General features: G+C 69.2%; 21 protein-coding genes. 7 read left to right on the plus strand and 14 right to left on the minus strand.

What is annotated here, in order from left to right; genetic code table 11:
- Positions 1-54 precede the first annotated feature (54 nt).
- The 3 genes from AAD027_RS03055 to AAD027_RS03065 all read right to left on the minus strand — a co-directional run bounded on the left by AAD027_RS03055 (position 55) and on the right by AAD027_RS03065 (position 2,941).
- Positions 55-1,089 carry a hypothetical protein gene (locus AAD027_RS03055; protein ID WP_341724527.1) on the minus strand — a complete coding sequence of 345 codons (1,035 nt, stop codon included), beginning with the start codon at positions 1,087-1,089 and terminating at the stop codon, positions 55-57.
- 256 nt (positions 1,090-1,345) lie between these two features.
- Positions 1,346-2,383, minus strand: coding sequence for a pyridoxal-phosphate dependent enzyme (locus AAD027_RS03060; protein ID WP_341724528.1), 1,038 nt, complete (start codon positions 2,381-2,383; stop codon positions 1,346-1,348).
- Between the two features lie 81 nt (positions 2,384-2,464).
- Positions 2,465-2,941 (minus strand): Lrp/AsnC family transcriptional regulator, encoded by a 477-nt coding sequence (locus AAD027_RS03065; protein ID WP_341724529.1) that lies wholly within the window; start codon positions 2,939-2,941, stop codon positions 2,465-2,467.
- Between the two features lie 118 nt (positions 2,942-3,059).
- Between AAD027_RS03065 and AAD027_RS03070 the strand changes: the two genes are divergently transcribed.
- The 3 genes from AAD027_RS03070 to AAD027_RS03080 all read left to right on the plus strand — a co-directional run bounded on the left by AAD027_RS03070 (position 3,060) and on the right by AAD027_RS03080 (position 6,065).
- Positions 3,060-4,463 carry a M20/M25/M40 family metallo-hydrolase gene (locus AAD027_RS03070; protein WP_341724530.1) on the plus strand — a complete coding sequence of 468 codons (1,404 nt, stop codon included), beginning with the start codon at positions 3,060-3,062 and terminating at the stop codon, positions 4,461-4,463.
- A 59-nt stretch (positions 4,464-4,522) separates the two neighbouring features.
- Complete coding sequence (locus AAD027_RS03075; RefSeq protein ID WP_341724531.1) at positions 4,523-5,140, plus strand: glutathione S-transferase; 618 nt, start codon at positions 4,523-4,525, stop codon at positions 5,138-5,140.
- Positions 5,141-5,483: 343 nt separating this feature from the next.
- Positions 5,484-6,065, plus strand: a complete 582-nt coding sequence (locus AAD027_RS03080; RefSeq protein WP_341724532.1) for an OmpO family porin — start codon at positions 5,484-5,486, stop codon at positions 6,063-6,065.
- A gap of 189 nt (positions 6,066-6,254) precedes the next feature.
- On the opposite strand, the gene AAD027_RS03085 is transcribed toward AAD027_RS03080, so the two are convergent.
- The 5 genes from AAD027_RS03085 to AAD027_RS03105 form a co-directional block, all read right to left on the minus strand.
- Entirely contained in the window at positions 6,255-7,292 is a 1,038-nt protein-coding gene (locus AAD027_RS03085) for an NAD(P)H-dependent glycerol-3-phosphate dehydrogenase (RefSeq protein WP_341724533.1), read from the minus strand.
- Positions 7,293-7,341: 49 nt separating this feature from the next.
- Positions 7,342-7,860 (minus strand): protein-export chaperone SecB, encoded by a 519-nt coding sequence (gene secB, locus AAD027_RS03090; RefSeq protein WP_341724534.1) that lies wholly within the window; start codon positions 7,858-7,860, stop codon positions 7,342-7,344.
- 100 nt (positions 7,861-7,960) lie between these two features.
- The gene (locus AAD027_RS03095; RefSeq protein WP_341724535.1) at positions 7,961-8,404 is read right to left on the minus strand and encodes a rhodanese-like domain-containing protein; all 444 of its coding nucleotides are present in this window, start codon (positions 8,402-8,404) and stop codon (positions 7,961-7,963) included.
- Positions 8,405-8,473: 69 nt separating this feature from the next.
- Complete coding sequence (locus AAD027_RS03100) at positions 8,474-8,896, minus strand: hypothetical protein (RefSeq protein WP_341724536.1); 423 nt, start codon at positions 8,894-8,896, stop codon at positions 8,474-8,476.
- A gap of 30 nt (positions 8,897-8,926) precedes the next feature.
- Positions 8,927-9,385 (minus strand): YiiD C-terminal domain-containing protein, encoded by a 459-nt coding sequence (locus AAD027_RS03105; RefSeq protein WP_341724537.1) that lies wholly within the window; start codon positions 9,383-9,385, stop codon positions 8,927-8,929.
- A 16-nt stretch (positions 9,386-9,401) separates the two neighbouring features.
- On the opposite strand from AAD027_RS03105, the gene AAD027_RS03110 reads away from it, so the two are divergent.
- The 3 genes from AAD027_RS03110 to AAD027_RS03120 are packed head-to-tail and all read left to right on the plus strand — an operon-like array spanning position 9,402 to position 12,513.
- Positions 9,402-10,172, plus strand: a complete 771-nt coding sequence (locus tag AAD027_RS03110) for a uroporphyrinogen-III synthase (protein ID WP_341724538.1) — start codon at positions 9,402-9,404, stop codon at positions 10,170-10,172.
- 47 nt (positions 10,173-10,219) lie between these two features.
- Positions 10,220-11,257 (plus strand): hypothetical protein, encoded by a 1,038-nt coding sequence (locus tag AAD027_RS03115; protein ID WP_341724539.1) that lies wholly within the window; start codon positions 10,220-10,222, stop codon positions 11,255-11,257.
- Positions 11,254-12,513, plus strand: coding sequence for a heme biosynthesis HemY N-terminal domain-containing protein (locus AAD027_RS03120; RefSeq protein WP_341724540.1), 1,260 nt, complete (start codon positions 11,254-11,256; stop codon positions 12,511-12,513). The genes AAD027_RS03115 and AAD027_RS03120 overlap by 4 nt, the downstream gene beginning before the upstream one ends.
- A 160-nt stretch (positions 12,514-12,673) precedes the next feature.
- Here the strand turns inward: AAD027_RS03120 and AAD027_RS03125 are convergent, their stop codons facing one another.
- Positions 12,674-13,954: an acetyl-CoA C-acetyltransferase gene (locus AAD027_RS03125; protein ID WP_341724541.1), complete on the minus strand. Its 1,281-nt coding sequence runs from the start codon at positions 13,952-13,954 to the stop codon at positions 12,674-12,676.
- Positions 13,955-14,048: 94 nt separating this feature from the next.
- Here AAD027_RS03125 and AAD027_RS03130 point away from each other — a divergent pair, with 94 nt between their 5' ends.
- Positions 14,049-14,936, plus strand: a complete 888-nt coding sequence (locus tag AAD027_RS03130) for a hypothetical protein (protein WP_341724542.1) — start codon at positions 14,049-14,051, stop codon at positions 14,934-14,936.
- Between the two features lie 89 nt (positions 14,937-15,025).
- Here AAD027_RS03130 and AAD027_RS03135 read toward each other — a convergent pair whose 3' ends face one another.
- The 5 genes from AAD027_RS03135 to AAD027_RS03155 all read right to left on the minus strand — a co-directional run bounded on the left by AAD027_RS03135 (position 15,026) and on the right by AAD027_RS03155 (position 20,106).
- Positions 15,026-15,586, minus strand: a complete 561-nt coding sequence (locus tag AAD027_RS03135; RefSeq protein ID WP_341724543.1) for a superoxide dismutase family protein — start codon at positions 15,584-15,586, stop codon at positions 15,026-15,028.
- A 167-nt stretch (positions 15,587-15,753) separates the two neighbouring features.
- Positions 15,754-17,184, minus strand: a complete 1,431-nt coding sequence (gene ntrC / locus AAD027_RS03140; RefSeq protein WP_341724741.1) for a nitrogen regulation protein NR(I) — start codon at positions 17,182-17,184, stop codon at positions 15,754-15,756.
- A gap of 4 nt (positions 17,185-17,188) precedes the next feature.
- Positions 17,189-18,244, minus strand: a complete 1,056-nt coding sequence (locus tag AAD027_RS03145; protein WP_341724544.1) for a two-component system sensor histidine kinase NtrB — start codon at positions 18,242-18,244, stop codon at positions 17,189-17,191.
- Between the two features lie 62 nt (positions 18,245-18,306).
- Complete coding sequence (locus tag AAD027_RS03150; protein WP_341724545.1) at positions 18,307-19,752, minus strand: ammonium transporter; 1,446 nt, start codon at positions 19,750-19,752, stop codon at positions 18,307-18,309.
- 15 nt (positions 19,753-19,767) lie between these two features.
- Entirely contained in the window at positions 19,768-20,106 is a 339-nt protein-coding gene (locus AAD027_RS03155; protein ID WP_341724546.1) for a P-II family nitrogen regulator, read from the minus strand.
- Positions 20,107-20,325 lie beyond the last annotated feature (219 nt).

Here is a 20,325-nt window from a genome sequence, read left to right on the forward strand (position 1 = left end):
GGCCCGGCGGTATCGGCCGGACTTCCCGCATGCACCCGGCGTGGTCGTACCCTGCTACTGGCCCGTCAGCTTGTGGATGCCGTCGATGTTCGCGGTGCCCGCCGGGTTGGTGATGTTGGAAGCGACGAACAATTTCCCGCCGGCATCGCGGGAAAGACCCTCGATCTCGAATTTCGAGGCATCCGATGCCGGGACGGTGAGGTCGATCCAGCGCCTGGGCGCGTAGACGCGGCCATCCTGGATGTTGCCCAGCTTGACGACGATGATCCGGTTCTTCCGGCCTGTCGCCGTGCCCACGGTGTTCTTGCCGTCCCACACCGGCACCAGCAGCTCGTCGTCGGCCGGTTCGTAGTGGATGTCCTGCCCGATGTTGAACTGCTTCGTGGTGGGCACGTAGAACATATCGCCCAACTCGAACCAGTCGCCATCGATGATGGCCGTGTAATACGGCTTCAGGATCTGGTTCGCATCGCTCGGATCGGCAATGTTCTCGCCACCGGTGCCGACGATGAAGATCCCGCCGCCGTAGTGGGCGATGGATGCGATCTTCTTCTCGACCGCCCCCTGCCGGGCCTTGAAAAAGGCCGTGATTTCTCCCTGATTGTTCACCTGCGCGATCTGGTGGTCGCCCACGGCCTTCAACATCGGGATGTAGAACGAGCCGACTTCCAGCGGATCGGTACCGGGCCAGCGGTAGTACGCCATCCCGTTGACGTGGCCCATGTCCACCGGCGCAGTACTGCCTTTCATCCGGATCGTACGCGGCGCGACAACCGCGCTCGGTGTATTGAAGTTGTCGATGTGGTAGAAGGTCGCCCAGCCAGTGCCGTTGTCGTCCGGGACATCGTTCTTGGTCACGTAGGCATCGGCGCCGACGATGACCAGTCCGCCCATGCTGAAGGTGGGACGGGTGACGCCATTGTGGGAAACGCTGCCGTCCTGCACCCGAAGAATCAGCGTTCTGTTGGCGGTCGTGATGGGCGGGTTTGCCGCGATGGCGACGCCGAACACCGCCATCAGGCCAACCGCGATCAAAAGGCCGGCTACGTTCCCCGGAAGCGCGATGCCCGGGAGCCCCAATTTGCCCATGATTCACCCCTTTGCTCGGTCGGCCCCGCGGGATGCGGGGGAGATACACCCAAGAGGCTCTTGGGCGCGCACTTCCGCCATCGGTCACAAAAGATTCATGAGCGCGACCGTCGGCGGCGAGGCTCACCGGCCGCTGTCGCATGGCCGCACCAGGAATTTCCGGACCTCCACGCGGATTGACGGAAGCTGCCATTCCGCCTGTCAGGTCCCTGTCGGCCAGAAGTGGATATCAACCCCGGGAGGGGCCAGTCCACTTCTATAACGCTGCTTCGGTGATGAGCAGCAGCACGCAACTCTCGCTGCTCAGCATGTGCACCGACCGCATGCCGGGATCCCCGGCCACCCGCAACAAGCCGGCAACGCCCGCAGCGCCGGAAGGCGTCGTCGCCGGGCCGCCATCCCGGGCGAGCACGTGGACGGCGGCCTCCAGTTCCGCGTCGGATACGGTCATCCCCCGGGCGCCATGGCGGCGCAACGTCTGCACGGCCGGAGCCGATGCCAGGCCGCAGGCCAGCATGGTGGCCGTGGTCCGCAGATCGCCGCCGACAAGCCGGGGGTGTCCATACTCGAGTGCGGTGGCGACGCATGCCGCATGCTCGGGCTCCACTGTCAGCAGTTGCCCCGGCCAACGCCAGTGGTCTGCCAGGCCGCGCGCCATCGCAGCGGCCAGGCCGCCCACGCCCGCCTGGATGAAGCCATGCGATGGCCTGTCTCCAATCAGTTCCCGGAACTGCACGGCCAGTTCGCGGGCGATCACCGCGTAGCCATCCATGACATCGGCCACGGCGACATCGAATGGATCGTTGGACGTATCGGGTATCAGCAGTCCCGCACCGGCGGCTTCAGCGTCCTTCGCCGCCTGCACCGCATCGTCGTAGGTGCCGTCGACCCGGATGACCCGGGAACCCAGACCCTCGATGCGCGCGGCGCGTTGATCCGACACGCCGGCGGACAGGTACACGCAGGCCCGGGTCCCGGCATGCTGCGCGGCCGCGGCGACCGCGAGCCCATGGTTGCCTTCGCTGGCGCACAACAGGGGCGGCAGGACGCCCCGATGGGAACGCACCTGCTCCAGCGACCGCAGGCCGGCGTGACGTGCGAGCGCGCGCAGGCCCGCACAGAAGCCACCCAGCGACTTGAAGTTGCTCAGGGGCCGTTGGTTCTCCAGCTTGGCCAGCACGCGGCCGACACCGGCATGGCGGGCCAGCGCGGGCAGTTCGACCAGATCGGTCGGCCGGTATTCCGGCCAGCAGGTTCGTGGATGGAAGTCCAGGGGCGAGCGTTGAGTGTCCATGCCGCCTACTGTGCACGCACCCTCGTGCGGCCGGACCGCGGATTCCACGGGCTTGGTGCGGTTCGGCGGCGTTCTGCAGGCTCAGTCCGCCGGATGGGGCGGGATGGGAATGGACAGTCCGCGCTTGACCACGCTCAGGGCGACGTTGGTCGTGAAGCGGGACACATTGGGGTTCTCGCTCACCAGGCGTCCCATCAGCGCGTCGTAGGACTCGGTGTCCGGTGCGGCGACCACCAGCACGAAATCGCTCTCGCCGGTGACGTAGAACGCCTGTTGTATGTGCTCCTGCGCCGCCAGCCAGCGGCGGAGCTGGTTGAGCAGTTCGGGCCGTTCGCGCTCGACCTGCAGCGACACGATGAAGAAGGTCGGGCGTCCCAGCGCGGCGGGATCGACGACGGCGACCTCGCGTTCGATGACCCCGGCCTCGCGCATGCGCCTAAGGCGGCGCTGGATCGACGAGGGCGACAAGGGAACCTGCGCGGCGAGCTGCTCGGCGGAGGCACCGATATCGTCCTGGACGAGGCGCAGCAGGTGTCGGTCGTGGCGATCCAGTTCCATGCGACAACTTTACGCCAGGCCCGTGCGCGAAAACGGCAACGAAGGGCGCCGGATTGCGGCGTGACGGCGGCGTGGTGCAGCCAAGATGTGCTCCCCGTTCAACCCGTACTGCCTGCCGATGAACCTGCCGGACCTGAAGAAAGACATCGACATCGCCTGGGACAGGAGCATCCTGCCGACCCTGCTCGACTACATCGCCATTCCATGCCTGTCGCCGGCGTTCGACGCCGACTGGGCCAGCGCAGGCCACATGGATCGCGCCCTGGACCTGCTGACGGGCTGGGCCCGCGAACAGTTGGCCGACATGCCGGGCGTCTCGATCGAGGCGCTGCATCTTCCCGGCAGGACACCGGTACTGCTGGTCGATATGCCCGGCAGCAGCGCCGCCACGACGCTCATCTATGGCCATCTGGACAAGCAGCCGGCCATGGAGGGCTGGACGAACGGCCGCAGCGCGTGGAGCCCCCGCCTGGAGGGCGATCGCCTCTATGGCCGCGGCGGGGCCGACGATGGCTATGCGCTCTTTGCGGCCGTGGCGGCGATCAAGGCGCTGCACGGGTGCGGCATGGAGCGGCCCCGTTGCCTGATCCTGATCGAGGCCAGCGAAGAATCGGGCAGTCCCGATCTGTCCGCCTATCTGGCGCTGCTCGCACCGCGACTGGAAACCGTCTCGCTGGTCGTCGCACTCGATGGCAGCTGCGGCAACTACGATCAGCTCTGGACCACGACCTCGCTGCGCGGCCAGGTAGCCGGTACGCTGGAGGTGCGGACGCTGGAATCGGGCGTGCACTCCGGCGATGCCTCCGGCGTGGTGGCGTCCAGTTTCCGGATCGCGCGGCATCTTCTCTCCCGCATCGAAGATCCGCGGACCGGCGAAGTGGTGCCGGCATTCCATGTCCCGATCCCACAGGCCCGGCGGCGGGAAGCACGTGACGCCGCCGGTTCGCTGGGCAGCGGCCTCGCCACCGCATTGCCCATCATTGCGGGCTTGCACCCGGTTCATACCGAGTCCTCCGAAGTCGTACTGAATCGCAGTTGGCGTCCGCAGCTGGCCGTGACCGGACTGGATGGTCTGCCCGGTGTAGCCCACGCCGCCGCGGTGATGCAACCGGCCACGCGACTGAAAGTCAGCCTGCGGCTACCGCCGACCCTTGACGCGGAGGCGGCCTCGCAACGCCTCAAGGCGATACTGGAGGATGCACCACCCCATGCCTGTCGTGTCGGGTTCTCGGTGGACATGGTGTCTCCCGGCTGGAACGCGCCCGCCACGCCGGCGTGGTTGCAGCGCAGTCTGGACAACGCATCGCAACAGGCCTTTGGCCGGCCCAGCGCGGCCATCGGCGGCGGCGGCGGCATCCCGTTCCTGGCGATGCTGGGCAAGCAACTCCCGAATGCGCAATTCGTCGTGACCGGCGTGCAGGGTCCGCTGTCGAACGCGCATGGGCCCGACGAATTCCTGCATCTGCCCACCGCGCGACGACTGACGATGGCGCTGGCGCTGCTGCTGCATGGCTTGGAATAGATGTCCAACGGCCGCCGCGATCCGCTGGCCCTGCTTTCCCACCTCCGATGGAAGATTCCATGAGACTGCTCTACCAGACGCATTCCCCCTACGCCCGCAAGGTACTGGTCTTCGCCCATGAAACCGGGCTGGCGGACCGGATCGAGGTCATCCATCACGAGACCAGCCCGACGCTGCGCAACGAGGAGGTCTTCTCGCAGAATCCGCTCGGCAAGGTCCCGGTCCTGTTGCGCGACAGGCTACCGCCGATCTTCGAATCCGACGTCATCTGCGCGTACCTGGACACGCTGCACGGCGGCCGGCCGCTCATCCCGTTGGTTGGAGAAACCAGGTGGAAGACCCTGCAGACGCAGGCCGTGGCGCAAGGCATCGCCGATGCCGGGATCGCCGTGCGCTGGGAGAGCGTGCGGCGTCCGGAGGCGCTCCGCTATCCGGCGCTGCGCGATGGCCATATCGACAAGCTGGTCGCCAGCTACGACTGGCTTGAGCGCGAACTGGACGTGGATGGACCCATCGATGTCGGCCACATCGCGATCGCGGCGGCGCTGAGCTGGATCGAGTTCCGGGCGCTTCCGGATTTTCGCGGCAATCGCCCGCGACTCGCCCATTGGTTCGATGCATTCGGGAACCGGCCTTCGATGCGGGCAACCCGACTGACAGGGGACACCCACGACTGACTGACGCTTGCAGATCGGATCCGCCCGCGATCGCTCACGCTCATTCGGCATGGCGAGGAGATGACATCAAGGCGTGGGTGAACGTCTGATCCGGATACCGGTTCCGGTATCCGCTCGGGATCGGCGCGGACATCGACACCGAAATAAATTTTGCGTGGATGTATCCGAACTATGGTGTTCCCCCAAACGCCACTGCACAAAGTTCCCGGTACTTCCGGCCAATTTATATACTGGTCAGTTTGATATTCAGTGAGTGTTGTGACGCTAAACGGATACTTCACGGGCCGGTCGCTGTCCCGCAGCGGCTGGACCACAAAACAACAAGAGAAAGAGGCCCGTTTTCATGAAGAAGTCCTTGCTTGCCCTGACCCTGCTGGCTGCCGCTCCTTTCGCTGCTTCGGCGGCCGAAGGCGTTTCGTACAACTACGTGGAAGGCGGCTACACCGCGACCAACATCGATGGTCCCGACGCCGATGGCTGGGCCCTGAAGGGTTCCGTCGCCATCCACCCGAACTTCCATGTCTTCGCCGACTACAGCACGCAGGAAGTCGATGACGTCAACGTCGACTTCGACCAGTGGCGCATCGGCGTGGGCTACAACCACGAGCTCTCGCAGCGCGTCGATCTGCTGACCCGCGTGGCCTACGAGAAGGCCAAGACCGACAGCTTCACCGTCGGCGGCATCCGCCAGCCCGGCTTGAGCGCCGATGGCTACAGCGTCGAAGTGGGCGTGAACAGCGCGCTGACCAACCGCCTCAACGGCTACGCGCTGGCGGGCTACGAAGACGGCGACGACTACGACGGCGAGTTCTACGGCCGCCTGGGCGCGCAGGTGAAGTTCACCCCGAACTGGAGCGCCTCGGCCGACGTGAAGCTGGTCGATGGCGATACCCAGTGGTTCGTCGGCCCGCGCTTCAGCTGGTAACACGCGACACCGCTCCCCCGCGACGCGCCCCTCTCTCCCCGCGTCGCACCCCAAAGCCCGGCCCTGGTGGCCGGGCTTTCCTGTTGTGGGGATTGGATATTCGGGATTGGGGATTCGAGTAAGGGCAGCGGGCATTGGCGAGCTGTCCGCTTTTGCCGATCCCCAATCCCTACTCCCGAATCCCGGCCTTTACCGGAACAACGTCTCCGGATACTCCGGTTTCTGCTCGCGCGCGAGCAACTGCTGCAGGCCATCGGTGGGCGTCATGTCGCCATGCAGGACCGAACGCACGGCGCTGGAAATGGGCAGGTCGATGCCGTGGCGGTCGGCCTGGCGCATCACCTCGTCCGCCGTCTGCACCGATTCGACCACCTGGCCGATCTCGCGCACGGCGTCCTTCAAGGTCTGCCCGCGGCCCAGGGCCAGGCCCAGGCGGCGGTTGCGCGACAGGTCGCCGGTGCAGGTCAGCACCAGGTCGCCCAGGCCGGCCAGGCCCATCAGCGTTTCCGGCTTGGCACCGATGGCGGCGGACAGGCGCAGCATTTCGTTGAGGCCGCGGGTGATCAGGCCGGCGCGGGCGTTGAGGCCCAACTGCATGCCATCGGCCACGCCGGTGGCCACGGCCAGCACGTTCTTCATCGCGCCGCCGAGTTCGGCGCCGACCATGTCGTCGCCGGTGTAGGCGCGGAAGGCCGGGCCATGCATCACGTCGGCGACGGACTGGGCGAAGGCCGCATCGGCGCCGTGCACGGTCACCGCGGTGGGCAGGCCCAGCGCGACTTCCTTGGCGAACGAAGGGCCGGTGACCACGGCCAGCGGCACGTCCGGGCCCAGGATGTCCTCGGCCACCTCGTGCAGGAACCGGCCGGAACCGGTCTCGAAGCCCTTGGTGGCCCAGGCCACGCCGGCGCGCGCCGGACGCAGCGGGGCGACCAGCCTCAAGGTCTCGGTGAAGGCGTGCGACGGCACCACCACCAGCACCTGGTCGGCATCGGCGAGCGATGCGGCCAGGTCGGTGGTCGCGCGCAGGTTGTCCGGCAGGGCGATGCCGGGCAGGTAGCGGGTGTTTTCGTGCTGCCGGTCGATGGCCGCGGAGACCACGGGATCGCGGCCCCACAGGGTGACCGCGTGCCCGTGCCGGGCCATCAGCGCCGCCAGTGCGGTGCCCCAGGAACCGGCACCCAGGACGGCGATCTTCAATGGACCGCTCGATTGCGGATCAGCCATCCGTCACCCCTGCGCGAAACGTCGCCTCGACGGGAACGTGCGGCACCGATCAGGCGTTGCCGGCGGGTTCCGAATTGGCCAGCCCGGCATTGTCGCCCTGCGCGGCGCGCTGGCGCAGCGATTCGGCGTACAGCGCCTCGAAGTTGATCGGCTGCAGGAAGAACGGCGGGAAACCGCCGGCCTGCACCAGGTCGCTGACCAGCTGGCGCACATACGGGAACAGGATGTTCGGGCACTGCGTGCCCAACAGCACGTCGACCGCCTGCGGCTCCAGGCCCATCAGGCCGAAGATGCCCGCCTGCTGCACTTCCGCCACGTAGGCGGTCTTGTCGCCGGCCTTGCAGGTCAGGGTCACGCCCAGCACCACCTCGAAGGCGTTCTCGCCCAGCCGCTGCACGCGCTGGTTGAGGTTGAGCTGCAGCTCCGGCTGCACGTTCTCGGCGAAGATGGCGGGCGCGCCGGGAACCTCGAAGGAAACGTCCTTGACGTAGATCTTCTCGACGGTGAAAGCGGGGCCAGCGGCTTCGGCGGCAGGCGCGACCGCGCCGTTGGTGGTTTCGTCGGACATTTCTTCTAACTCCGGAATCTGGAATGCAGCGGTGAATGGACGATTATGTCATGGCGGCGCCCGCCACCCTGTTCAAGGGCGCGAGCGGCCAGGCGGGGGATCAGCGACCCTTGACCAGCGGCAGGTCGGCCTGCTGCCAGGCGGCCACGCCGCCGTCCAGCCAGTAGACCTGTTCGAAACCGGCCTTCTTCAGCCGCTTGGCGGCGCCGGCCGAGGCCTGGCCATTGCGGCAGACCAGCACCACCGGCAGGGACTTGGCCTGGGCCAGCAGCTTGTTCTCGGGGTCGAAACTGCTGGGCAGCACGTTGCGGCTGCTGGCGATGTGGCCTTTCTCGAAGTCGTTGCTCGCCGACAGATCGACGACCAGGGCGTTCTCGGTGTTGATGAGACGGGTCAGTTCGGCCGGCCGCAGCGGCTTGTAGCCGCGGAACAGGCGGGCGATCTCGGTGTACGCGATGGCCACGGTCAGGCCGACCAGCGCCATCGACAGGATCATGTTGAATTGGTTGCGGCCGGCGAAGGCCAGCAATTCGTCGAAGTTCACAGGGTATCGGCGGCAATGGAGCGGGCGGCGATTGTCGCACAGGACGCCGCCCGGGGCGCCTGGGGCGGGCTATTCGCCGTGCCACAGGTCCGGCAGGCCCACCACCAGCCACCAGCGCTTGGCCTCGGGGTCCCAGCGCCAGCGCTCGCGGTAGCGCATGGTCCGCTCGGCCATGGTGTGCTTGTTGATCACCCGCAGCTCGACCTGGCGCTCCACCGTGCCTTCGGGGCCGGTGCTGCTGTTGAGGTCGCGGTAGCCGGAAATCTGCACCTGCTGGTAGCGCTCGAATTCCAGCTCGCTCATCGGGTGTTCGGCCCGGTAGACCGGATCCACCGCCTGCCAGGCATTCTCGAAATCGCCCCAGCGCACCGCGGCCGCGTAGGCGTCCTGCACCTGCTGCAGCTTGCCTCGCTGGAGCCTGCTCTGCGCACCGGCCGGCGACAGCGCCGCCATCAGCCCGATCAGCACCACTATCTGAAGCACCATCCGCATCATCGCGACCCCCTTGTCCGGACCTGCATGCTACTGCTTCAGCAGGGCGACATAGCGCCCGCCGAGCGTGGTCGCCAGCCCGCCGTCCGGCAGCGGCACCCGCGCTTCGATCTGGATGCGCGCCCGGCCGCGCTGCGCCAGCGTATCCAGGAACGTATCCCAGGACTGCCCCTCGGCGAAGCCGGCTTCCGCCACCAGGTCCGCATACAGCGGCGCCAGATAGCGGATCTGGCTGTCGGCGACGAACACCTCGGCCTTCAATCCGGCCAGCCGCAGCCGCAGCGTGACCAACCCCCAGCCGGCGACCGTCATCAACGAGGTCAGGCTGCCGCCGAACGCCGTGCCCTTGTCGTTGACGTTGGCCGACAGCGGCGCGGTCAGGCGCAGGTGGCGGCCGTCGTAGCCGTCCACGGCCACCCGCATGGCCGCCACCGGCGGCATGCCGCGGCAGTAGTCGCGCAGTTCCTGCAGGGCTTGCTCGATACTCATCGCTCATAATCCGCGCATGGGACATCCAGCGCCGCCGGCATGGTACGTCATCTCGTTGCGGCCCTTAGGTGCGCACGGGGCCTTGCGCCGGGCCGCGCAACGGCATGGCGCCGGCCTGCTGGCGCTGTCGCCCTGGCGCGTGCGCGAGAACGACGACGCCCGCACCCGGGCCGACCTGCGCGCCGCGCTGGCGGCGCGCAAGGTGCTGTTCACCAGCCCCGCCGCCGTCGCGGCCGCGCGACGGCTGCAGGCCCTGCGCGCCGCGCCCGGCCAGGCCTGGCTGGCGGTGGGCAGCGGGACCGCCGCCGCACTGCGCCGCGCCGGGATCGGCGACGTCGTGGCGCCGGCACGGATGGACAGCGAGGGGCTGCTGGCCCTTCCGGAACTGCGGCACGTCGAAGGCGAGAGCATCGGCTTCGTCACCGCGCCCGACGGCCGCAACCTGCTGGCGCCCACGCTGGAGGCGCGCGGCGCGGACCTGCGCCGCGCGGAGGTCTATCGCCGCGAACCCCTGCCGCTTTCTCCCCGCAGCGTGCGGCGGCTGGCCGCGCTGGAGGCGCCGGCGTGCCTGTTGCTCAGCAGCGGCGGGGCGCTGGAACAGGTGCTGGCGCAGCTTCCCGCCGGCGTCTCGGGCACGTTGAAACGGAGTACGGCGGTGGCCGCCAGCGCACGGCTGGCCGATGCCGCGCGTAATGCCGGTTTCCAGCGGGTGGTGCAGGCGGAAGGGCCGCGTCCCGCGCAGATGATGAACGCCGCCGCGACCGCGATGGCGGGCCGCATCCGTTAGCATCTGCGCAACAGATCACGGTTCTGCCTGTCGACAAGGATGCTTGCGTGAACGACGAAACGCCCGCCACCTCCCGCCCGCGCGGCCATCGCGCCCTCATCGCGCTGCTGCTGATCATCGCACTGGTGGCCGTGGCGGGCTGGCGCGGCTGGGTCGAGTGGCAGGCGCGCACGGCGCAGGCACGGGCCGCTGCCGCCGATGCGGAACAGCGCGTGGCCGCGCTGGAGGGTCGGCTGGAAACCCTGCGCGACGAGCAGCGCAGGCAGACGCAACGCCTGCAGGACGTGATCGCCACCAACCGCGTGTTGCGCGACGAAGTGCTGGGCCTGGGCCAGCGCGGCGCATTGCTGGAGGAAAGCGTCGCCAAGCTGACCGATCCCAGTCGCCATGGCGCGCAGGCGTTGCGGCTGGATGAAGTGGAACTGTTGCTGTCGCAGGCCTCGCAACGCCTCGACATCGCGCGCGACGTGGAGGGCGCCAGGCGCGCCTATGCGCTGGCGGCCGGCGCGCTGGAAGGCGTGGACGATCACCGCCTGCTGAACCTGAAGCAGGCGCTGGCGCAGGAACGCACCGCGCTGGACGCGCCGGGCGAGGATCCGCAGGCCGCGCGGATCGCCCGGCTGGATGCCTTCGCCAGCACGCTGGCGCAGTTGCCGCGCGCACGCGATGCGACGGCGCCGGCCGAAGCGCGCCCCGCCTGGCAGCGCGTGCTGGCGCCGTTGGCGGACGTGCGTCCCTCGCGCGACGCCACGATCATCGCGCCGTCCGAGCGCACCGCCGCCGAAACCGCGCTGCAGATCGAGCTTTCGCTGGCGCGCGCCGCGCTGGAGCGGGGCGACGACGAAGGCTTCGGCGCCGCGCTGGCCCGCGTCGATGGCTGGCTGACCCGGTTGTGGCCCGATTCACCCGCACTGCGCCAAGGTCGGGCGCAACTGCAGGCGCTGCGCGCATCCCCCGCGCCTACCGGCTCGCCCGTGCTGGGCAGCACGCTGCAGCAGCTGCGCGCGTTGCGCGGCGCCGGCGCGCAGCTGCGCCTGCCGCCGGTCGCGCCCGCGTCCGACGGCACGGAGGAGGTGATGCCATGAAAGTCTTCCGCACGGTAGTCGTCCTGCTGGTACTCATGCTGGTGGGAGTCCTCGCTTCGCAATGGCTCTCCGGCACCGACCGCGACCTGGGCGAAGTGTTCGTTCGCTTCGCCGGTTACGACCTGCACACCAACGTGCCGCGCGCGGTGCTGTCGCTGCTGCTGGCCGGCTTCGTGCTGTGGCTGGCATGGCGGCTGTTGAGCCTGCCGTTCCTCGCCTGGGGCCGCTACCGCCGCAAGCAGGCGCGCGCGCGGCTGATCGAGGGCCTGGAGGCCCTGCATGCGGGCCGCTGGCAGAAAGCGGGGAAACTGCTGGAACGCGCCGCCGAAGACGACGAGGTCGGCACCATCGCGCGGGCCGCCGCCATCCGCGCCGCGGATGCGGCCGGCGACAGCGACGCCGCGTCGCGGCATCTCGCCGCGCTGGCGGAACGCGCCCCGGTGTCGCACGCGCTGGTGGTGGCCGAGCGCGCCCTCGCCGCCGGGCAGCCCGCACAGGCGCTGGACGCGCTGGACGCGCCCGCCGCGCAACCGCTTCCCCCGCGTGGACTGGCGTTGCGTGCCGAAGCATTGGCGGCCACCGCGCGCTCCGGCGAGGCCTACGGCCTGCTGGGTGCGTTGAAGCAGCAGCAAGCGATGACCGCGCCCGTGCTGGACGCCCTGGAAGTGCGCCTGGCCACGCAGTCGCTGCATGAAGCGGCCGACGCCAATGTGCTGGCCGAACGCTGGGAAAGCCTGACCAAGCCGCTGCGCAACCAGCCTTCGGTCGTGTCCGCCTACGCCGAACGCGCCGCGGCCCTGCGCTGGGAGGACGCCGCCGCCCGCAGCATCGAGCAGGCCCTGGATGCGCAATGGGACGAATCGCTGGCCGCCCTTTACGGCCGCCTGCCGATCGGCAAACTCGACTCGCGTCGCGCCAGCGCACAACGCTGGCTGCAGACGCGTCCCGCCAGCCCCGCGCTGCTGGTCACGCTGGCGCGGCTGGCACGGCAGCAGGGGCAATGGGGGCAGGCGCAGGAGTTCCTGCACCGCGCGCTGGCGCAGGGCGCCGGCGCGGATGCCTGGGAGGAGTTGGGCGAGGGTTTCGCCGCCGCGGGCGACGACGCGCTCGCGCAGCACTGCTACGGCAATGCATTGAAGGCAGCCCGCGGCGAAGCGACGCGCGAACTGCCCGGCCGCGATCTCAGGCAAAAGATCCACGACGAAGCCGTGGTGGAAGAACGCGACGAACACGGCGTGCCGCGCCTGCGCACGTAGGGTGCGCCCTGGCGCACCTACATGAAGGCTTGACGAAGATCGCGGGATGGTGCGCCGGGGCGCACCCTACGGTTGATCGTGGGAGCGACGTGAGTCGCGACCGGAACGCCAACGTCGCGACTCACGTCGCTCCCACAAGAGCCTGCGCGCTACGGCGAACTCAGCGCTCGACGATCGCCACCACGCCCATGCCGCCGGCGGTGCAGATGGACACCAGCGCGCGGCCGCCGCCGCGTTCCTTCAGTTCCTTGGCCACGGTGGCGACGATGCGCGCGCCGGTGGCGGCGAACGGGTGACCGGTGGCCAGCGAGGAACCATTCGGGTTCATCTTCGCCGGATCGATCCTGCCCAGCGGTGCGTCCAGGCCCAGGCGGTTGCGGCAGTAGTCCTCGCTTTCCCACGCACGCAAGGTGCACAGCACCTGCGCGGCGAAGGCTTCGTGGATCTCGTAGATGTCGAAGTCCTGCAGGGTCAGGCCGTGGCGCTTCAGCATTTCCGGCACCGCGATGGTGGGCGCCATCAGCAGGCCCTCGCCATGCACGAAGTCCACCGCCGACACCTGCGCGTCGCGCAGCCAGGCCAGCGGCTCGTGGCCATGCGCCTGCGCCCATTCTTCCGACGCCAGCAGCACCGCGGCGGCGCCGTCGGTGAGCGGGGTGGAATTGGCGGCGGTCAGCGTGCCGCGGCCGGAGGTCTTGTCGAACGCCGGCTTCAGCGTCGCCAGTTTTTCCAGCGACGTGTCCGGGCGCAGGATGTTGTCGCGCTCCAGGCCGCGGAACGGCGCGATGAGGTCGCTGAAGAAACCGCGCTCGTAGGCCGCGGCCAGCTTCTTGTGCGACGCCACCGCCAGTTCGTCCTGCGAATCGCGCGAGATGTTCCACTGCTTGGCCATGTCCTCGCAATGGTCGCCCATGCTCTTGCCGGTGCGCGGCTCGGCCACGCCCGGGAACTCGGGCTTGAGCTCGCCGAACCTGAAGCCGCTGACCAGCGCCTTGATCTTCGCCTGCGTGGTCTTGGCGCGGTTGGCCGCCAGCAGGCGCGCGCGCAGCTTCTTGCCGTAGACGATCGGCACTTCGGACGTGGTGTCCGAACCGCCGCCGATGCCCGAGTCGATCTGCCCCAGCGCGATCTTGTTGGCGATGGTGATGATCGAATCCAGGCTGGTGCCACAGGCGCGCTGCAGGGTGATGCCCGGGGTCAGCGGCGACAGGCCGGACGACAGCGCGGCTTCGCGGCCCAGATTCCAGTCCGACGAATGCTTGATCACCGCGCCCATCGCGACTTCGCCCAACTGCTGGCCGTGCAGGCCGAAGCGTTCGACCAGCGCCCCCAGCGTGCGCACCGACATGCCCAGGTTGCCGACATCCGAGTAGGCGGTGTTCTGCCTGCAAAACGGAATGCGGACGCCGCCGAGGATGGCGACGGGGCGGGCTGCTGGCATGGGGAACCTCTCTGGAGCGGTCGGGTGGGTCGCCGCGGTGGCGACAGGCATAATGCAAGTGTAATGCTCCCCCACACAGCCGCCAAACGCTGACATGACTCGATCCCCAACAAACACCACGGTGATGGGCGTGATCGCGCTGGAATTGTCGGCGGGTCGCATGCCGCAGCGCGCGGCGTTGCCGCCGTCGCAGGCCAGCGAACTGGCCGGACGGCTGGGCCGCGACCTGGCCCAACTGGCTCCGCAGGTGCGCGAACTGGACCTGGTGCTGGCCGCCGCCCACTTCGACCCGGCCGAGGCCCTGCGCCCCGGATGGCCGCTGCACCAGCGCCTGCGCGAGCTGCACCAGCGCGCGCCCGGTCGCAACCAGGGCGCGCGCGTGATCGCCTTCGGTGCGGACGAAGCGGGCGATGTACCGCTGCCCTTCCAGGCCGACGCCACGCTGGGCGGCGGGCAGCTGCGCGTGCTGCCGTTCCTGCTGAGCGGCGAGGACCACCATACGGTGAGCGAAGTAGCCGAACGGTTGGAGGAGGTCCTGCTGGAAACCGGCATGGCCCAGGCCGATACCGCGCTGCTGGCGCAGCAGGCGTTCGGTGCGCAGATCGAGCACGCGCGCTACCTGACCGTGCACGACCTGGCCGCGATGACCGCGATGCAGTACGACCACGGCGGCCTGGGCGCACTGTGGCCGGTCATCGAAACCGCGCTGATGGCGCCGGAATCCGAGCAATGGCTGGACGCTCCGCCGGAACCGCTGCTGCGCTACGCCAACGGCGAGGCGCACATCGCCCTGTTCGAACCGGCGGCGTGGCGCGCGCGCTATGCCCCGCAGGAAGCCACCGACGAGCGGCTGGAACGCGCCTACGGGTATTTCCAGGCCCGCCAGCAGCAGATCGCCGCCGTGCTGGAAGCGCACGGCATCCCGGTGACGTTCGCGCACTGCCCGGGCAAGGCGGATGCGCGGGAAACCCTGAAGTCCTGAAACGACGAGTGGGAGCGGCCTCCGGCCGCGAGCTTTCCGTCGCTGAAGGAAAAGCCCGCGCCGGGACGGCGCTCCCACATGGCGATCGTCTACTGCGTGATCTTGATGATCCCGCACGCCACGCGCGCACCGGCGTTGCCGGCCGGCTGGCTGGTGTAGTCGTCCGGTGCCGCGTGCACGATCAGCGCGCGATTGGCGACGTCGTTGACCGCACCGCCGCCCAGGGTGACGCCTTCGACGTGCGCGTTGATCGTCGCCACGCCCTCGGCGTTGGCGACGATGTTGTTCATGTCGCCGGCGTGGTGCGCGCCGCTGCCGGCCTGGCCGTGCTCGGTGTCGAACGGATTGAAGTGCGGGCCCGCGCTGGAGGCGTCGGCGGCGCTGCAATCGCCCTTCTCGTGCACGTGGAAGGCATGGGTGCTGTTGGCGGGCAGGCCGCCGACCTCGCCGGTCAGGTGCAAGCCCGTGCCCATCGGCGTGACGGTGACCGTGCCGCTGACCAGGCTGCCGGACGCCGACGCCAGCACGGCGACCGCCTGCTGGGCGGCACTGACGGTGGGAATGGCGGGCGCGGCCGGCGGTTGCTGCGGCGACGTGCCGCAGGCGGCCAGGAACACCACGGTGGAGGCGGCCAACAATGCGATGCGCATGGGGGAACTCCAGGACGAAAGGAAGGAGGGTTACCGTAACGGCGATAACCTTCACGTTCAATGAAGCCGACGGCGCTGTGCCCCGGCACCCGTCCGTGCGGCGAAAACCAGAGGACTACCCGGGTCCCCGCGATGCCGGCTTCTCACCGCACGCGGGGAGCCAAGCCTCAAGCGCCGCGCTTGCGCCCCGGCCCCAGCTTGCGCGTCACCGTGTTGCGGCCCACGCCCAGCTTCACCGCCGCCTCGGCGCGGCGGCCGTGGGTGATCTCCAGCGCGACTTCCAGCAGCGTGCGGTCCAGCCGTTCGCGTGCTTCGGCATGCAGCGACCCGGCGCCTTCGTTCAGCCGCCGCCGCGCCCATTCCGCCAATGCGCCATCCCATTCGCCGCTGGCGCCGCCGGCAGCCGGGCCCGTCAATATGGCCCCCTGCAGGTCGGCCGCGGTGATCAGGTCCGCCGGCGCCAATGCCGCCAGGCGCCAGCAGACGTTTTCCAGTTCGCGCACGTTGCCGGGCCAGTCGTGGGCCTGCAATGCCTCCAGCGCGGCGGTGCTGAAACGCTTGGACGCGATGTCCAGCTTGCGGGTGGCCACGGCGAGGAAGTTCTCGGCCAGTTGCGGCACGTCGGCGCGGCGTTCGCGCAAGGGCGGCAGTTGCAGGCGCACCACGTTGAGCCGGTGCAGCAGGTCGGCGCGGAAGCGGCCTTCGGCCACCAGCGCGTCGAGGTCCTGGTGGGTGGCGGCGATCACGCGCACGTCCACGCGGATCAGCTCGCGCCCGCCGACGCGGAAGAACTCGCCCTCGGCCAGCACGCGCAGCAACCGCGTCTGCAGCGGCAGCGGCATGTCGCCGATCTCGTCGAGGAACAGCGTGCCTCCGTCCGCCTGCTCGAAGCGGCCGATGTGGCGTTTCTGCGCGCCGGTGAACGCGCCGGCCTCGTGGCCGAACAGTTCGCTTTCCAGCAGTTCGGCGGGAATCGCGGCGGTGTTCAGCGCGACGAACGGCCTGCGCGAACGCGGCGATTCGTGGTGCAGCGCGTGCGCGACCAGTTCCTTGCCGGTGCCGGTCTCGCCGGTGACCAGCACCGACAGCGGCGCCTGCGCCAACCGGCCGATCGCGCGGAACAGCGCGCGCATCGCCGGCGTGTCGCCGATCAGCTGCGGGGTTCCGGAAGACGGTGCGATCTCCGCGCCCTCCGCCTCACCCGATTCCTCGCTGCCCGGCAACGTGCGCGCGGCCAACGCCACCGCATCGTCCAGGTCGAAGGGCTTGGACAGGAACTCGTGCGCGCCGCCACGGAAGGCGCCGGCGGTGCTGGCGACATCGGTATAGGCCGACATCACGATGACGGGAAGCTGCGGATGGGTGGACTTCAGCCTGTCCAGCAGCACCAGCCCGTCGTCGCCGGGCATGCGCACGTCGGTGAACAACAGGTCCGGCGCACCGCGCGCGCCCAGCGCCTGCAGGGCGGCGGCGGCGCTGTCGAAGCCGTCGACGGCGTAGCCGGCATCGCGCAGCGCGGTGGCCAGCACGAAACGCACCGAACGGTCGTCGTCGACCACCCAGATGCGTTGGGCATCGGCGTGCACGGGCGTGCTCATCCGGTCAGTGGTGGGCATGACGTTCCTCGTCGTGATCGTGCGGCAATTGCGGCAGCAACAGGGTGAAGACGGTGTGGCCGGGGCGCGAGCGGTAGGCCAGCGAACCGCGGTGCTCGCGCGCGACCTGCTGCGCCAGCGCCAGGCCCAGGCCGCTGCCGTCGGCGCGGCCGCTGACCAGCGGCAGGAACAGGTGCTCGGCCAGTTCCTCGGGCACGCCGCGGCCGTCGTCGACGATCTCCACCCGCAGCGCCATCGCATGCAGGTGGTCGTGGATGCGCGAGCCGTGTTCGACCCGGGTGCGCAGGATGATGCTGGCGGCGCCGGCCTGGATGGCATTGCGCACCAGGTTCCAGACTGCCTGGGTCAGGCGGTCGGGGTCGCCGGACAGCTCCGGCAGGCTGGGGTCGTAGTCGCGCTGCAGGCGCACCGACCAGCCGCCCTCGTTCTCGGCCAGACGCAGCACGCGCTCCAGCACGGCGTGGATGTTGATCGGCGCGTGCGGGCGCTGCGGCGAGGGCGACAGCAGCTGTTCCAGCAGGCTGTTGAGGCGGTTGATCTCCGACTCGATCAGCCCGATCAGCTCGCGCTCGTCGTCGTTGTCGTCGCGATGGCCGGCACGGCGGGCCAGCAGCTGCGCGGCGCCCTTCAGCCCGGCCAGCGGGTTGCGCAGTTCGTGCGCCAGTCCCTTCAGGGCGGCGCTCAACGCGTTGGGCAGCGCCTGGGCGGGGTCCAGCGCGGGGAATTCGTCCACCGGGTGGGCCTCCAGCAGCCAGCCACCGCCATCCAGCCGCGACAGCCAGCCCTCGGCGAAGCACGGCGCCTCGCCGGGCATGCCCAGCGCCATGCGGTGCAGACGCAGGACGTCGCGGTCGGTGTTGTCCAGGAAGCGCGCCATGGCGTCGCTCTCGATCTCCAGGGCCGCCAGCGGTTGTCCCATCAGGCGGCGGGTGCTGACGCCCAACCAGCGGGCGAAGGCAGGATTGACGCCGCGGATCAGGCCGCTGGCGTCGGCCCAGGCCACCGGCGTGCTGAGCGCGTCGGTGGTGGGTTCGGAAAGCATTGCGGAGGAGTTCGGGGACGGCATTGCACCAGTTTAGTGCAAAGCCGTCCCCGGCAAGCCGGTCAGGCCTCGTAGGCCGATTCGCCGTGCGAGGTGATGTCCAGGCCCTCGCGTTCGGCTTCCTCGCTGACCCGCAGGCCGAACAACAGCTTGGCGATCAGGATCGCGATGGAGGTCACCACGGCGCACCAGACGATGGTGAACCCGACGCTGATCGCCTGCACCCAGACCTGCGCGCCGATGGCCAGGTCCGCTTCGGTGCCGCCCAGCGATTCGGCGCTGAACACACCGGTCAGGATGGCGCCGACGATGCCGCCGATGCCGTGCACGCCGAACACGTCCAGGCTGTCGTCCGCGCCCAGCAGCCGCTTCAGGCCGTTGACGCCCCACACGCAGATCACGCCGGCCGCGAAACCGATCACGATGGCACCCATCGGCCCGACCGTGCCGGCCGCCGGGGTGATGCCGACCAGGCCGGCGATGGCGCCGGAGGCCGCGCCCAGCGCCGACGGCTTGCCCTTGGTGACGGCTTCCACCAGCGTCCAGCCGATCACCGCGGCCGAGGTGGCGACCATGGTGTTGATCATCGCCAGCGACGCGCTGGCGTCGGCGGCCAGGGCCGAACCGGCGTTGAAGCCGAACCAGCCCACCCACAGCAGCGCGGCGCCGACGAAGGTGAACGGCACGTTGTGCGGCTTGAGCGCCTCCTTGCCGTAGCCCAGGCGCTTGCCCAGGAAGTACGCGCCGACCAGGCCGGCCACGCCCGCGTTGATGTGCACCACGGTGCCGCCGGCGAAGTCGATCACGCCCTTGTGCGCCAGGAAACCGCCTTCGCCGCTCCACACCATGTGCACCATCGGCAGGTAGCCGAAGGTCACCCACAGCACCGCGAACAGCAGCACCGCGGCGAACTTGATGCGCTCGGCGAACGAACCGACGATCAGCGCGGTGGTGATGCCGGCGAAGGTGGACTGGAACACGACGAACAGGAACTCCGGCAGGCCGTCGGCATCGGTGTCGGCGACGATCCCCTTCAGGAACGCCTTCTCGGTGAACGAGCCGAAGAACGCATTGCCCTCGGTGAAGGCGGCGCTGTAGCCGTAGGCGACCCAGATGATCACCACCACCGAATACACCACCAGCACCTGCATCAGCACCGACAGCACGTTCTTCGAGCGGACCATGCCGCCGTAGAACAGCGCCAGGCCGGGCACCACCATCAGCAGCACCAGCAGGGTGGAGGTCAGCATCCAGGCGACGTTGCCGCTGTCGAAGGCGGGGGCCTCCTCGGCCTCCTCAACGGCGGCTTCCTCGGCCACCGCGGCGGCGTCGACCGCCGTTTCGGCCGCTTCGATGGCCACTTCCTCGGCCACCGCTTCGGCCGGCGGCGCCGGATCCTGCGCGGCGACGGCGTTGAACGCGGCGCCGGCGGCCATCACACCGCACAGCGCGGCCAGGCACAGCACTTGGGCACGGGCTTTCCACCCGGAAAACAGTCGAGTCTTCATGTGGGGCTCCGAGTATTAGAGTGCGTCCGCGCCGACTTCGCCGGTGCGGATGCGGATGACCTGGTCGATGGAGGTGACGAAGATCTTGCCGTCGCCGATCTTGCCGGTGCCGGCGGCCTGCTGGATGGCTTCGACCACCGCATCCAGGCGCTCGTCGGTGACGACGGTCTCGATCTTGATCTTGGGCAGGAAATCGACGACGTACTCGGCGCCGCGGTAGAGCTCGGTGTGGCCCTTCTGCCGGCCGAAGCCCTTGACTTCGGTGACGGTGATGCCGGACACGCCCGCCTGCGACAAGGACTCTCGTACCTCGTCGAGCTTGAACGGCCGGATGATGGCGGTGATCAGTTTCATGCGCATACCCCGATGGTGGATGGAACCGGCCGGCCCAAGCCGGCCGGCGGTTTCAGGTCACCCGTGCGCGCAGCCCCCTGACAGCGGACACGTTGTCGGTGCGAAGCGATGCATGAACCACAGCCGCGCCCACCGCGATCGTTTGCGGCGGGAACGGATGACGTGGGAGGGAGTTGCGGTTCATGGACCTCTCTTGTGGTTCCCCTGTTGCGGCGACAG

It is taken from the genome of Pseudoxanthomonas putridarboris, assembly GCF_038321125.1.
Classification (GTDB): Bacteria; Pseudomonadota; Gammaproteobacteria; order Xanthomonadales; family Xanthomonadaceae; genus Pseudoxanthomonas_A; species Pseudoxanthomonas_A putridarboris.